The organism is Pseudomonas sp. KH_050 (assembly GCF_057838875.1).
On sequence record NZ_CM174478.1, the window covers coordinates 607055 to 620147 of the forward strand.

12 protein-coding genes and 1 pseudogene are annotated in these 13093 nt (G+C 58.4%); 2 read left to right on the plus strand and 11 right to left on the minus strand.

Annotated elements, in window-relative coordinates; translation table 11 throughout:
* Positions 1–12: 12 nt before the first annotated feature.
* The 4 genes from dxs to AC3IUA_RS02765 form a co-directional block, all read right to left on the minus strand.
* Complete coding sequence (gene dxs, locus AC3IUA_RS02750) at positions 13–1911, minus strand: 1-deoxy-D-xylulose-5-phosphate synthase (RefSeq protein ID WP_489359000.1); 1899 nt, start codon at positions 1909–1911, stop codon at positions 13–15.
* 113 nt (positions 1912–2024) lie between these two features.
* Positions 2025–2912: a (2E,6E)-farnesyl diphosphate synthase gene (ispA, locus tag AC3IUA_RS02755; protein WP_489359002.1), complete on the minus strand. Its 888-nt coding sequence runs from the start codon at positions 2910–2912 to the stop codon at positions 2025–2027.
* Positions 2909–3151 (minus strand): exodeoxyribonuclease VII small subunit, encoded by a 243-nt coding sequence (locus AC3IUA_RS02760; RefSeq protein ID WP_150643960.1) that lies wholly within the window; start codon positions 3149–3151, stop codon positions 2909–2911. Before AC3IUA_RS02760 ends, ispA begins: the two co-directional genes overlap by 4 nt.
* Before the next feature lie 113 nt (positions 3152–3264).
* Positions 3265–4413: a Fic family protein gene (locus AC3IUA_RS02765; protein ID WP_489359003.1), complete on the minus strand. Its 1149-nt coding sequence runs from the start codon at positions 4411–4413 to the stop codon at positions 3265–3267.
* 321 nt (positions 4414–4734) lie between these two features.
* Between AC3IUA_RS02765 and AC3IUA_RS02770 the strand changes: the two genes are divergently transcribed.
* Both AC3IUA_RS02770 and AC3IUA_RS02775 read left to right on the plus strand, forming a co-directional pair.
* On the plus strand, positions 4735–5691 hold the full coding sequence (locus AC3IUA_RS02770; protein WP_489359004.1) for a DUF5655 domain-containing protein: 957 nt from the start codon (positions 4735–4737) through the stop codon (positions 5689–5691).
* A 128-nt stretch (positions 5692–5819) separates the two neighbouring features.
* Positions 5820–6612, plus strand: a pseudogene (locus tag AC3IUA_RS02775) (PDDEXK nuclease domain-containing protein); the annotation flags it as partial.
* Positions 6613–6907: 295 nt separating this feature from the next.
* On the opposite strand, the gene AC3IUA_RS02780 reads toward AC3IUA_RS02775, so the two are convergent.
* The 7 genes from AC3IUA_RS02780 to AC3IUA_RS02810 form a co-directional block, all read right to left on the minus strand.
* The gene (locus AC3IUA_RS02780) at positions 6908–7633 is read right to left on the minus strand and encodes a S24 family peptidase (RefSeq protein ID WP_489359005.1); all 726 of its coding nucleotides are present in this window, start codon (positions 7631–7633) and stop codon (positions 6908–6910) included.
* A 223-nt stretch (positions 7634–7856) separates the two neighbouring features.
* Positions 7857–8384, minus strand: a complete 528-nt coding sequence (ppa, locus tag AC3IUA_RS02785) for an inorganic diphosphatase (protein WP_489359006.1) — start codon at positions 8382–8384, stop codon at positions 7857–7859.
* 111 nt (positions 8385–8495) lie between these two features.
* Positions 8496–9308, minus strand: a complete 813-nt coding sequence (locus AC3IUA_RS02790; RefSeq protein ID WP_489359007.1) for a M90 family metallopeptidase — start codon at positions 9306–9308, stop codon at positions 8496–8498.
* Between the two features lie 7 nt (positions 9309–9315).
* On the minus strand, positions 9316–9972 hold the full coding sequence (locus AC3IUA_RS02795) for a DedA family protein (RefSeq protein WP_489359008.1): 657 nt from the start codon (positions 9970–9972) through the stop codon (positions 9316–9318).
* A 309-nt stretch (positions 9973–10281) separates the two neighbouring features.
* Entirely contained in the window at positions 10282–10740 is a 459-nt protein-coding gene (locus tag AC3IUA_RS02800; RefSeq protein ID WP_489359009.1) for a GNAT family N-acetyltransferase, read from the minus strand.
* A gap of 108 nt (positions 10741–10848) precedes the next feature.
* Positions 10849–11670, minus strand: coding sequence for an ethanolamine ammonia-lyase subunit EutC (eutC, locus tag AC3IUA_RS02805; RefSeq protein WP_489359011.1), 822 nt, complete (start codon positions 11668–11670; stop codon positions 10849–10851).
* A gap of 11 nt (positions 11671–11681) precedes the next feature.
* Positions 11682–13076 (minus strand): ethanolamine ammonia-lyase subunit EutB, encoded by a 1395-nt coding sequence (locus AC3IUA_RS02810; protein ID WP_489359012.1) that lies wholly within the window; start codon positions 13074–13076, stop codon positions 11682–11684.
* Between the last annotated feature and the right edge of the window lie 17 nt (positions 13077–13093).

The following is a 13093-nucleotide window of genomic DNA, read 5'->3' on the forward strand; positions in this document are numbered from 1 at the left end:
CCTACGGGGGGGTTACAGCCCCAAAAGTTGCAGGCGCTCGCGAACCGACGCTTCGATCCCCGCTGCGTCCAGCCCGCACTCGGCCAGCATTTGCGCCGGCTTGGCGTGTTCGACATAGGCGTCCGGCAAGCCCAGGTGCAGCATCGACCTGAGGATGTTCTCGCGAGCGAGGAACTCGCTGACCGCGCCACCGGCGCCGCCCATGATCGCGTTTTCTTCGATGGTCACCAGCAACTCGTGGCTGCCGGCGATTTCCCGCACCAGAGCTTCGTCCAATGGTTTGACGAAACGCATGTCGACCACCGTGGCATCGAGCTTCTCGGCAACCTTCAGCGCTTCGGCCAGTTGCACTCCGAACACCAGCAGGGCAACGGTGCTGCCCTGACGGCGAATCACGCCCTTGCCGATCTCGATCGGTTCGAGGTTTTTCTCGATGGTCGCATTCGGGCCAGTGCCGCGTGGGTAACGCACTGCGGCCGGGCCGTTGTAGAGGTGGCCGGTGCTGAGCATTTTGCGCAGTTCGTTCTCGTCGCTCGGGGTCATCACCAGCATGCCGGGGATGCAGCGCAGGAACGACAGGTCGAAACTGCCGGCGTGGGTTGGACCGTCTTCGCCCACCAGGCCTGCGCGGTCGATGGCGAACAACACGTCGAGGTTCTGCACCGCAACGTCATGCACCAGCTGATCGTAGCCGCGTTGCAGGAAGGTCGAATAGATCGCCACCACCGGTTTGGCACCTTCGCAGGCCATACCGGCGGCGAAGGTCACGGCGTGCTGCTCGGCAATCGCCACATCGAAATAACGCTGCGGGAAACGTTCGCTGAAGGCCACCAGGTCGGAACCTTCCTTCATCGCCGGCGTTATCCCGACCAGTCGCGGATCGGCGCTGGCCATGTCGCACAGCCACTCGCCGAACACGCTGGAATACTTCGGCCCACCGGCTTTTTTCGGCGCAGTCGCCGGAGCATCCAGGGGTTCGAGCTTGGTGATCGCGTGGTAACCGATCGGGTCGACTTCCGCCGGAGCGAAGCCTTTGCCTTTCTTGGTGACCACGTGCAGGAACTGCGGCCCCTTGAGGTCACGCATGTTGCGCAGGGTAGCGATCAGGGTCGGTAGATCGTGGCCGTCGATCGGGCCGATGTAGTTCCACCCCAGCTCTTCGAACAACGTGCCCGGGACCAGCATGCCCTTGGCGTATTCTTCGGTACGACGGGCGATCTCCCAGGCGCCGGGCAGGCGCGACAGCACTTTCTTGCTGCCTTCACGCATGCTTGCGTAAGTGCGGCTGGAAAGAATTTTCGCCAGATAGTTGGACAGTCCGCCGACATTGCGCGAGATCGACATGTCATTGTCGTTGAGGATCACCAGCATGTTGGCGTTGACTTCCGGCGCATGATTCAGCGCTTCGAAAGCCATGCCTGCGGTCAATGCACCGTCGCCGATCACTGCGATAGCCTTGCGTTCACTGTTTTGCAGGCGAGCAGCAATGGCCATGCCCAGCGCGGCACTGATCGAGGTGCTGGAGTGGCCGACGCCAAAGGTGTCGTACTCGCTCTCGGAACGGCGCGGGAAGGCCGCAATGCCGTCCTTTTGGCGCAGCGTGCCCATGCGCTCGCGACGGCCAGTGAGGATCTTGTGCGGATAAGCCTGATGGCCGACGTCCCACACCAGCCGGTCGTCCGGGGTGTCGAAGACGTAATGCAGCGCAATGGTCAGCTCAATGACGCCAAGGCCGGCACCGAAATGCCCGCCCGTCTGGCCCACGGAATAGAGCAGCTCCAGGCGCAATTCATCGGCCAGGGTTTCGAGCTCGGCTTCACCTAACCGGCGCAGGCCAGCCGGCGTGTCGGCACGGTCGAGCAGGGGCGTGGTCGGGCGTTTGCGGGGAATCTCATGAAACGTCGTGGGCATCAGGCGAATCGTTATAGGTATAGAAGAGGCGGCAGTTTACCTTATGCATCGCAAGCTGCCCACGCAGAGCTCAGAAGTTGGCCAACAATATGCAGTCGTGCGTAGCGGCGGTTTTAGCTGCGACGTTCAACGATATAGCGCGCCAGGTCGCGCAACGGCTCAGCCGCCGCGTCGAACGGTCGCAGGGCGTGCAAGGCTTGATCGCGCAGTTCCAGGGCATAGGCTTTAGCCGCATCCAGGCCGAGCAAGGCCGGGTAGGTCGGCTTGTCCCGGGCGATATCGGCGCCCTGGCGTTTGCCGAGCGTCGCGGTATCGCTCTCGACATCGAGAATGTCGTCCTGCACCTGAAACGCCAGGCCGATGGCTTGGGCATAGGTCTGCAAGGATTTCAGTTCATCTGGTTCCGCATGGCCACTGGCCAGGGCACCGAGCTTGACGCTGGCTTCGATCAACGCGCCGGTCTTGTGCCGATGCATGTATTCGAGTGCTCGCTGATCGAGTTTGAGACCGACCGAGCCGAGGTCGATGGCCTGGCCGCCGACCATGCCCGCCGGACCCGCCGCCAATGCCAGGGTGCTGACCATGCGCAAACGGGTTTCGCTATCCACGACGCTCAGCTGCGGATCGAGCAAGGCACTGAACGCCAGGCTTTGCAGGCCGTCACCGGCGAGAATCGCGCAGGCTTCGTCAAAGGCCTTATGCGTAGTCGGCTGGCCGCGACGCAAATCGTCATCGTCCATCGCCGGCAGATCGTCATGCACCAGCGAATAAGCGTGAATCAATTCCACCGCGCAGGCGGCGCCGTTGGCGTGTTCCGCTACGCCACCCAGGGCTTCGCAGGCCGCATAAGCCAGCAGCGGCCGCACGCGCTTGCCGCCATTCATCACGCTGTAGCGCATGGCTTCATAGAGGCGAGCCAGTTCAGGGCTTGGAGCGCGGAACAGGGTTTCCAGTGCAGCATTGACGCGGGCCTGGCTGCTGGCCTGATAGACGGCAATCATTCTGGCTGTTCCGGGTCGAAGGGTTCCTCGGCCAGCTCACCATCGCGTTCCAGCAGGATCTGCACCTTCTGCTCAGCCTGGGCCAACGCCGCCTGGCAATCGCGGGTCAGGCCGATGCCCTGTTCGAAGGCCGTCAACGAGTCTTCCAGCGACAGCTCGCCGTTCTCCAGACGCTCGACCAGCGTTTGCAGGTCAGCGAGGGATTGTTCGAAATCCAGTGCAGCTTTTTTGCGGGCCATGGCGGCAATTCCGGTTGACGGTAAACCGGCGCGACACTAGCAGAGAGAGGCTTTTTGGGCAAATGAGCGGGCGTATAGATGAGCCAGGAGTGCCTTGCGCGGGGCTCACCGGTTCAGCGTTTTCCATCGCCCGGATAGTTGATCTGGTAGCGGGTACTACGGCCGCCGCCGGGCAAGCGGATCAAGCAACCCTTGTCCAGCAGGTCAGCCAAGTGCCGAGTCGCAGTCGCCTTGGAGACCTTTGCTACGGCCTGGTACTGGGCGGCACTGATGCCTTCTTCAAATCCTTTCTCGCCACCATCGAGCAGGCGGTTGAGCACTTTGGCCTGTTCCGGGGACAGAGCCTGACCCCGGTGGTTCTGCCAGAAACGGGCCTTGCCGAGTACCAACGCGATACGGGCCATGGCTTGCTGCAGGCTGCGCAATAACGTCTGCAGGAACCATTCGAGCCAGTCAGTGATATCCAGGGTGGCTTTCTGACTGGTTTCCAATACACGGTAGTAGCCCGAACGATCGTCGAGAATGCTTGCCGACATGGCGTAGAAGCGGATGGCCTGGTCCTCGGCCTGGGCGAGGGCCAGGTCGGTGATAGCCCGAGTCAGGCGGCCGTTGCCGTCGTCAAAGGGATGGAGCGTAACGAACCAGAAGTGAGCGATGCCGGCCCTCAGCAATGGATCGAGCCGGGGTTGGCTACGGCTGGCTTCGAACCAGTCGAGGAACGCGTCGAGCTGTTGTTCCAGGCCTTGGCGCGCAGGTGCTTCAAAATGCACGATGGGTCTGTCCAGGCTACCCGATACCACCTGCATCGGTTCATCGCCACGCAGCACGCCAACTCGAATGTGTTGCGGGATCAATCCTTCGTCTTGAGCGGGAAACAACCATTCATGCCAATTCAGCACGCGCGCGAGGGTCAGAGGCTGGTCGAAATGCTGGGTCGCGTCCAGCATCAACTCCGCCAGTCCCTCACTACGCTTGCTCACATGGTTGCCTTCAATCTGTTCCATGCCCAAGCGACGCGCCAGAGATGAACGCACCGAGCCAAGGTTCAACTGCTCACCTTCAATGGCGGATGAAGTCACGATGTTCTGCAACAGCGTGTCCAACTCGCTTTGCGCACTGAGTTCTCCACCTGCGGAACTGGACATGCCCAACAGCCGTCCTTGCGCCTGCACACACTCGCGCAACAACGGGGCGAGGCGCTCGGGTTGCATTTGAAAATGCGGCCAATCAGGCTGTTGCCAGATCCAGCGGGGGTGTTCCATGGGTTCGTGCTCTAGATGATGAGCCGAATAAGAATTTATTCGGCTCATTTAGTGAGCCGATTGTGCGAGCTATTCGGCTCAGCGTCTAGTGTTTTGAGGGACTGAACCTAATTGGCTCATCGACCAGTTTGGGCAGCAGGCTGCTGCACAATTTCCTTGGTCGCGTCTCCTCACCGATTCCTGATGTTTGAACGCAGCAGCGAGCATGCGTCCAGGCGAGCATCTTATGAAAAGTTTGTTATGTTTCGTCAGTCGTTTGCGATGTCGGTGCGCAGGCTAATGCGACCCACGCCAAATTTTGTGTTCGGTAAGGAATGTCGAATGAGTGATATCAAGCTATTCCAGTTAACCAACGGTATGGCCACGGAGCTGAATGGGCAGGCCTCTGATCTGGAAAAGCCATTACAGACACTAATCGAACGCAACCTCGACCCACTGCTTAGCATTCGGTTTCTCGCGACTGAATATTCGACCGGCAAGACTCATGCTGGACGCATCGACACCTTGGGGTTGGATGAGAACTTCAGCCCGGTGATTGTGGAATACAAGCGTTCGGTCGGGGAGAACGTCATCAACCAAGGGTTGTTCTACCTGGACTGGCTTCTGGACCACCAGGCGGAATTCAAACTCTTGGTTATGGAGGGCTTGGGGAACGAAGCTGCAGCACGGATTGACTGGACCTCGCCGCGCCTGCTGTGTATCGCCGCCGACTTCACGAAATATGACATCCATGCCGTTCAGCAGATCAACCGGAACGTCGAGCTGATTCGGTATCGCCGCTTTGGCAATGATTTACTGTTGTTGGAACTGGCCAGCGCAACCAGTGCGAGCTATAAGACCAAGTCTGTAAAAGCTGCAAAGGCGAAAGTCGAACCTGCCCAAATTAAGCCAACCAATGGCGACAAAGGTTACACCGAATGGTTATCCATTTTGCCAGCCCCGATGCTGGAACTGCTGACCTCTCTGGAAAACTTCATCGGTTCCTTGGGGGACGACATCCAGCGCAAAGAACTCAAGCTCTATGTCGCATTCAAGCGGCTTAAGAACTTCGCCACGATCGTGCCGCAGAAAAATCGATTGCTGCTTTTTCTACACTTGAATCCTGACTCTTTGGAATCGTTACCTGCCAATACACGAGATGCTCGGCTATTTGGTCACTGGGGAACAGGAGATCTGGAGGTGGCTATTAGCAGTTTTGCGGATATGGAGCAGAGCAAGGGATTGATTTTGAGTGCTTATGAGGGGCGGGGGGGATCTGCGGTCAGTTTGCCTGTCTGAGTGCTCAATTTGGTCAGCAGCTTGCTGACCAAGCTAAGCATCTTGCCGAGCAGTGAAATTGTCCAACAGACTGTTGGACAATTTCACCGTTTGGCAAGGTCTGGGTAAAGATGCGAGTGGCGAATACTCACCTCGTGCGTACCCAGCCCGGATTGCGCGGTTTTACATGTCCTAACCTCTTGCGTATGCGCTAGTTTTACGAGGCATACAGGCATGACACAAAAGTCTCAGCACTGCTGCGACAATTACCCTGCCCCCAAAACCTGATTATCCTCAATCAAAGCAAGCAGCCTGAAGAGCGCGAGTTTTACCTGCGGATGGCGATTCAGGAGAAGTGGTCGAGCCGGGAGCTCGAACGCCAGTTCAAGGCCGCGCTATTTGAGAAAAGTCTCGCCCCTGGTGAGGCAAATGCATCCAGAAGCCTTGAGCGTGTTCAATGACGCGTACATGGTTGAATTTCTCGATCTGGCACACGGGGATGTCGATGCTGATTTGCATGGTGGGTTGCTGCGAAAGCTCAGGGATTTCCTGATCGAGTTGGGAAGGGACTTTTGTTTCGTTGGCTCGCAGTATCCGTTGCAGGTTGGCGGCCGCGATTTTGCCTTGGATCTACTGTTCTTCCATCGGGGGTTGAATTGCCTCGTGGAGATTGAGCTCAAGGTCGGGCGCTTCGAGCCAGAGTACGCGGGAAAGTTTGATTTCTACCTGGAGGCTCTGGATCGCAATGTCCGCAAACCTCATGAAAACCCGGCGCTCGGGGTTTTGCTGTGCGCAAGCAAAGATGATGAAGTCGTCGAGTACGCCCTCAACCGTTCACTTTCGCCAGCATTGATCGCGAAATATCAGACTCAGCTGCCGGACAAAAAGCTGTTGCAGGCCAAGTTGCATGAGTTTTATGCACTGAATGCAGATGGGGCTTGAGCGATTTCCCGTTGTGAATCACTTTCTTTCAGACATTAAAAAGCCGGCTTGTGGCCGGCTTCTCGGGGACTGGCTTGGCTTATTTTTGGTAAGCCGCGCCAGCCTTCAAAACGTACACCCGGATCTTGCGTCCGGCTGTGGGACTTGGCGAGAAAATCATCTGCCGCGTCGGGGCGATCTGGCCGTGCTGGACGGTCGATGCCCGAATGTGGGGCGCAGCATACTGATTTTTTTGAAAAATTCCCAGCCCAAAGAGCAATCCAGAGCTCTCGCATGCTGAACGGCGGCCCAAAGGTTACTTGAGTGGTAAGGATGGGCGGCGTTTGTTGAGTGTCGACCACCAGAATACCCAGCCCAGGATCTGGATGTTTTGCGCCTTGATTTGTTCGGCGCTGAATATTTCATCCGGGTAGTGGGCGTTGTTGTGGCTGTGTAGTCGAAGCGCGCCAGCAGGGAGACGGTACAGGTAGTTCACCCGGAGCCTGCCGTGGTGCTGGAGGGCGTAGATTTCGCCGTCGACGATTTGGCTCAGGCCTCGGTCAATGGCGATGGTGGATCCGTCCTGGATCCTCTCCGCCATGCTGTTGCCGATCATTGGTGCGCAGACAGCCTGGTCTGGATCGACTTCCAGTGACTCCAGATAGTGGCGTGGCAAACGCACGCTGTGACCGGACACTTCGATGGATTTATTTGAATCGGCTTGGGTAGAAGCATCTTTATAACAAAGGATTTCTACATCCGCCGACGGCAACTGGTCTTTATAAATGCCAATAGTTTCCGTGGTCGCATAGGCAGCGGTGTGTTGCCGGTGAGTGGGGTATTTAGGGCCTTCGCCGGTGTACAGCCACTTGCTGTTGACGGATAACAGCCGGGCAAACTCGTCCATACGCCAGAGGGGCACGCCGCGCTTGTACCAGTTGTTCACGTGCTGAGGCTTTGCATTGCAAAATTTTGCAAACTCTGTGGGCTTGAGATTGACCTCTTTGAGGAGTGCCTTGAAGCGATCGCCGGATGTATTCATGAAGACGGATTTTACGGAGGAGCGATAATTGTTTAAATAAACAAAGTGTTCAATTTTTATAGGAAGTAGTTAGTGTTTCTGACGGTATTAAGTGCGATATAAACAAATAGTACTATTTGTGTTTAATTGGGGAGGTTGTGTAAGTTGTTGTGTTTTCCAAGGCATAAAAAAACCCCGGATAACCGGGGTTTTTAGCTTGCTACGCTTGCGAGCGAAGGCAGGCTCAGCCTTTATAGGCTTCAACCGACTTCATGATCTCGGTGCGAGCGGCCTCTGCGTCGCCCCAACCTTCGATCTTCACCCATTTGCCTTTTTCGAGGTCTTTGTAGTTCTCGAAGAAATGCTGGATCTGCTCGATCAGCAGTTTTGGCAGGTCGGTGTACTCTTTGACGTCGACGTACAGCTGGGACAGCTTGTCGTGTGGAACTGCGACCACTTTGGCATCGCCGCCGCCATCGTCGGTCATGTGCAGGATGCCGACCGGACGTGCGCGGATCACCGAACCAGGAGCAACCGGGTAAGGGGTCACGACCAGCACGTCGAGGGGGTCACCGTCGTCAGCCAGGGTGTTGGGGATGAAACCGTAGTTGGCCGGGTAGAACATTGGGGTGGCCATGAAACGGTCAACGAACAGGCAGTCGCTGTCTTTGTCGATTTCGTATTTGATCGGCGCGTGGTTGGCCGGAATCTCGATGGCGACGTAGATGTCGTTCGGCAGGTCTTTGCCAGCCGGAATCTTGCTGTAGCTCATTGGGCGGTGCCCCCGTGATTGGCCAATTGACTTGGCCGGATTGACCTAAAAGTGGCGGCGATTATAGGCATATTCCGCCGTCGATGCCACGTACCAGAGGTCGTGTAGACCTTAGTCGTGTACCCGGTAGTCCGGATGGACTGCCTGCAGTTGCTTGAGTCTGGCCAATGGGTCCTGACGATAAAACAGCTGCAATTGCTGGTAAACCCGCGGATAAGCGCCACTGAGCAGGTCTGGAGCGCTGAAGAAATATTCGCTGGTGACGGCAAAGAACTCGGCGGGATCTTGCGCAGCGTACGGATCGATTGCTGTTTCGGCGTCGGGATTGCGATCCAGTTGGCGATTGAGGTCGTCGTAGGCGTGTTGCATCACCGATGACCATTCGCTGGCGCGCATGTCGCTGTGCAGTGGTGGCATGCCATTGGCGTCGCCGTTGAGCATGTCGAGTTTGTGCGCCAGTTCGTGGATAACCAAGTTGTAACCTTCCCAGCCGCCGCTGGCAAGGACTCCGGGCCAGGCCAGAATCACCGGCCCCCGTTGCCAGGCTTCGCCGCTGTGTTCGCCCTCCCACTCATGCTCGACGCCGGCGGCATCGCGGTGCCGCTGTGGGCTGAGAAAGTCGTCCGGGTACAGCACGATTTCGTGAAACCCCTGATACCAGTTCAGTTCGCCCAGATGCAGCAGCGGCAATTGCGCCTGCGCCGCCAGCAGCAGGCGCTCCTCCTGGTGAAGTTCGACACCCGGCAGGGTGGTGAGGTGCTTGGCTTGCAGGAACAGCACGCTGGACTCGCGCAGCCATTGGTCTTCGGCGTCGCTCAGGCCATCGAGAAAACGCAGGTGTTCATGCACTCGTTGCCAGGTTTCAGCAGCAACCGGGTGTTTGGCCAGCGTGCGCTGCCGGCGCCAGGCATTGAGTGACCACATGGGCGGATCAGCGCGATCCGGCCTTTGAGGCTGCGTTGGCCAGGCGGCTGCGGACGATGCCGATAATCATCGGCAGCAACGACACCAGGATAATGCCTACGACCAGCAGCGACAGGTTCTGCTTGATGAACGGGACATTGCCGAAGAAGAAGCCGAGTGTCACCAGCCCGCCAACCCAGAGGAGGGTGCCGGCAACGCTGAAAGCAAGGAATCGTGGGTAGGGCATCTTCGCCACGCCGGCGACGAACGGCGCGAAGGTCCGAATGATCGGCATGAAACGCGCAAGCGTTACTGTCTTGCCGCCATGCTTGTCATAGAAATCGTGGGTTTGCTGCAAATAGTCGCGGCGGAAGATTTTCGAGTCGGGATTACTGAACAGGCGTTCGCCGACCGTTCGGCCAATTATATAGTTGGTGCTGTCACCAAGGATCGCCGCCACCATCAACAGGCCCGCCAGCAATACCGGGTCCATGCCGCCGCCTGCTGCTACGGCTCCGGCGATGAACAGCAGCGAATCGCCAGGCAGGAACGGCATCACCACCAGACCGGTTTCGCAGAAGATCACTAGAAACAGGATGGCGTAGATCCATGACCCGTAGTTGGTTACCAGCAAATCGAGATACACGTCGAGATGCAGGATAAGGTCGAGCGGGTTGAAATCCATGGAGGGTACCTGTGGTGATGGCCCGCCTCGGCAGATCCGTGCGAAGGCTTCGAAATAGGTGGCTACAGAGCGCTGTAATTTTTCTTACAGGCTGCAAGGGTCGGCATTATACGGTCTGTGAGGTGAGTTGCGTGTCGAGAGTGTAGCGGGGGATTTCGCCTGGGGGCGGCGGGGTAGGGCTTTCAGGGATTTGAAGGTGTTGGACATACCTTTGTGGCGAGGGAGCTTGCTGTGGTGAGGGGGCAAGCCCCCTCGCCACAAAAAGCCCCACTCACCACAGAAATCCGCCTCAGCCACAGGGATTGCGTTTTAATCGTCGCTGATAGGCAGTATGTAGTTCTTGAACTCGGTGTCTTCGCGAAAACCGATGGATTCGTAGGTTTTCTGCGCCACTTCGTTGTTGCTGCTGGTGGATACCCGCATGCGCACGGCATGGGTTTCCTTGGCCATTTTTTTTGCGGCGCGGATCAAGTTATCGGCCACCAGCTGTCGACGGGACTCTTCGGCGACATAAATATCGTTGAGGATCCACACGCGTTTCAGCGACAGGGAGGAAAAACTCGGGTACAGCTGGCAAAAGCCCAGCAACTTGCTGTTGTCTTCATCGGACAAGGCCAGGTAGATCACCGATTCCTTGCGTCGCAGGCGCTTTTCGAGAAAGGCTCGGGAGGAGTCGGGATACGCCAGCGAACCATAGAACTCACGGTATTTGACGAATAAGGGAGTCAGCAGATCCAGGTGTTCCAGCGTCGCTTGAGTAATGCGCATGGCAGGCCTCAACTTCAAGTGGGAGTGACGGCAGACGGATCATTACTCGGGTAGCCGTGATCCGATGCTGCCTAAAGCCTACAAAAAGCGCAATCAGGATACTGCCATTTATAGCGGTTTTGAGAGTAGGAAGTTGCCATTTGAGTGGGTGGAAGTGTCTGAATCCAGCGTCTGAATCTGTGTATCGTCTTTCAAATTGACCCCGGAAAGCTGCCGGCGACAGGCTTCGCGCATCAAATACAGCAGGCGATGGGCGGCCATGCCGTAACTCAGCCCTTCCAGCCGTACATTGGAAATGCAGTTGCGGTAGGCGTCGGTCAGGCCGACCTTGGGCTCGTAGGTGAAATACAGGCCGAGGCTGTCCGGCGAGCTGAGGCCGGGGCGTTCGCCGATCAGGATCACTACCATCCTGGCGCCGAGCAGCTCGCCGATTTCATCGGCCACCGCGACCCGGCCCTGTTCCACCAGGATGACCGGTGACAGCGACCAGCCTTCGGCCTGGGCCTGTTCTTCCAGACGAGCCAGAAACGGCAGGGTATGGCGATGCACGGCCAGCGCTGACAAACCATCGGCGACTACCACCGCCAGGTCAATGCCGCCGGGATTGACCTGGGCATGCTCGCGCAACTTCTGCGCCGAGTCGTCGCTCAGCCGTCGGCCGAGGTCGGGGCGTTGCAGGTAGCTGTTGCGATCGGTAGCTGCGCTGTGCAGCAACAGGCTGTCGCGCCCACGCTCGGCCAGTTGCGTGCCCAGGCCCGCGTGATCGAAGGGGAGGTGCACCGCATCCCGGGCCTGCGCGTGTGCGTACTGGAAATCCAGCTGCGCAGCAGTCGGCATGCTGGTGCCGGTGCGGCCGAGGGCGATTCGGGCCGGGGTCAGGCGGCGCAGTTCCAGCCAGGGGTTCTGGTTGTCGGTAGGGGGCTTATCCATCACTCGATCATTCATCCCAGTTGCGCCATGGCTTGGCGGAAGGCCGGCGGCAGGCTGTTGCCAAACTGCACTTTGCCATCCGTTTGAGTAAAGATGCCCATTTTTGCCAGCCATTGCTCGAATTCCGGCGCCGGCTTGAGGCCCAGGGTCTGCCGGGCATAGAGCGCGTCGTGGAACGAGGTGGTCTGGTAATTGAGCATGATGTCGTCGGAGCCGGGAATGCCCATGATGAAGTTGATTCCCGCCACGCCGAGCAGGGTCAGCAGGGTGTCCATGTCGTCCTGGTCGGCCTCGGCATGGTTGGTGTAGCAGATGTCGCAGCCCATAGGTACGCCCAACAACTTGCCGCAGAAGTGATCTTCCAGCCCGGCGCGGATGATCTGCTTGCCGTTATAGAGGTATTCCGGACCGATGAAGCCGACCACGGTGTTTACCAGGAACGGCTTGAAGTGCCGTGCCACGGCGTAGGCGCGGGTTTCGCAGGTTTGCTGGTCGATGCCATGGTGGGCGTTGGCCGACAGCGCGCTGCCCTGGCCGGTCTCGAAATACATCAGGTTCTGCCCCAGCGTTCCGCGATTGAGGCTCAAGCCGGCGTCGTAGCCTTCCTGCAGGAGATTCAGATTGATCCCGAAACTGGCGTTGGCCGCTTCGGTGCCGGCAATCGACTGGAACACCAGATCCAGCGGTATGCCGCGGTTGATCGCCTCGATGGAGGTGGTGACGTGTGTCAGTACGCAGGCCTGGGTGGGGATTTCGTAGCGCTGGATGATCGCGTCGAGCATTTCCAGCATGGCGCAGATCGAGGAAGTGCTGTCGGTGGCCGGGTTGATCCCGATCATCGCGTCGCCGTTGCCGTAGAGCAGGCCGTCGAGGATGCTCGCGGCGATTCCGGCCGGTTCGTCGGTCGGGTGGTTCGGTTGCAGGCGGGTCGACAGGCGCCCGCGCAGGCCCATGGTGCCGCGGAATTGGGTCACCACACGAATCTTCTGCGCCACCAGCACCAGGTCTTGCACGCGCATGATCTTCGACACGGCGGCGACCATTTCCGGCGTCAGGCCCGGTGCCAGGGCGCGCAGGCTTTGCTCGTCGGCTGCATCACTGAGCAGCCAGTCGCGGAAACCGCCGACGGTGAGGTGACTGACTGCGCAAAAAGCGGCTGCATCGTGGCTGTCGATGATCAGCCGGGTCACTTCATCGGCTTCATAGGGGATCAGCATCTCTTCGAGAAAGTGCTTGAGTTCGATATTGGCCAGGGCCATCTGCGCGGCGACCCGTTCGCCATCGTTGAGCGCGGCGACACCGGCCAGAAAGTCTCCAGAGCGGGCCGGGCTGGCTTTGGCCATGACCTCCTTGAGGCTGTCGAAGCGATAGGTCTGGGTGCCGACCGAGTGGGAAAAACTTGCCATACAGGTTCTCCATGACG

Coding starts and splice junctions, on each gene's coding strand:
- dxs (WP_489359000.1), bottom strand. CDS start 1,911: ATGCCCACGACGTTTCATGAGATTCCCCGCAAACGCCCGACCACGCCC.
- ispA (WP_489359002.1), bottom strand. CDS start 2,912: ATGATTGCCGTCTATCAGGCCAGCAGCCAGGCCCGCGTCAATGCTGCA.
- AC3IUA_RS02760 (WP_150643960.1), bottom strand. CDS start 3,151: ATGGCCCGCAAAAAAGCTGCACTGGATTTCGAACAATCCCTCGCTGAC.
- AC3IUA_RS02765 (WP_489359003.1), bottom strand. CDS start 4,413: ATGGAACACCCCCGCTGGATCTGGCAACAGCCTGATTGGCCGCATTTT.
- AC3IUA_RS02770 (WP_489359004.1), top strand. CDS start 4,735: ATGAGTGATATCAAGCTATTCCAGTTAACCAACGGTATGGCCACGGAG.
- AC3IUA_RS02780 (WP_489359005.1), bottom strand. CDS start 7,633: ATGAATACATCCGGCGATCGCTTCAAGGCACTCCTCAAAGAGGTCAAT.
- ppa (WP_489359006.1), bottom strand. CDS start 8,384: ATGAGCTACAGCAAGATTCCGGCTGGCAAAGACCTGCCGAACGACATC.
- AC3IUA_RS02790 (WP_489359007.1), bottom strand. CDS start 9,308: ATGTGGTCACTCAATGCCTGGCGCCGGCAGCGCACGCTGGCCAAACAC.
- AC3IUA_RS02795 (WP_489359008.1), bottom strand. CDS start 9,972: ATGGATTTCAACCCGCTCGACCTTATCCTGCATCTCGACGTGTATCTC.
- AC3IUA_RS02800 (WP_489359009.1), bottom strand. CDS start 10,740: ATGCGCATTACTCAAGCGACGCTGGAACACCTGGATCTGCTGACTCCC.
- eutC (WP_489359011.1), bottom strand. CDS start 11,670: ATGGATAAGCCCCCTACCGACAACCAGAACCCCTGGCTGGAACTGCGC.
- AC3IUA_RS02810 (WP_489359012.1), bottom strand. CDS start 13,076: ATGGCAAGTTTTTCCCACTCGGTCGGCACCCAGACCTATCGCTTCGAC.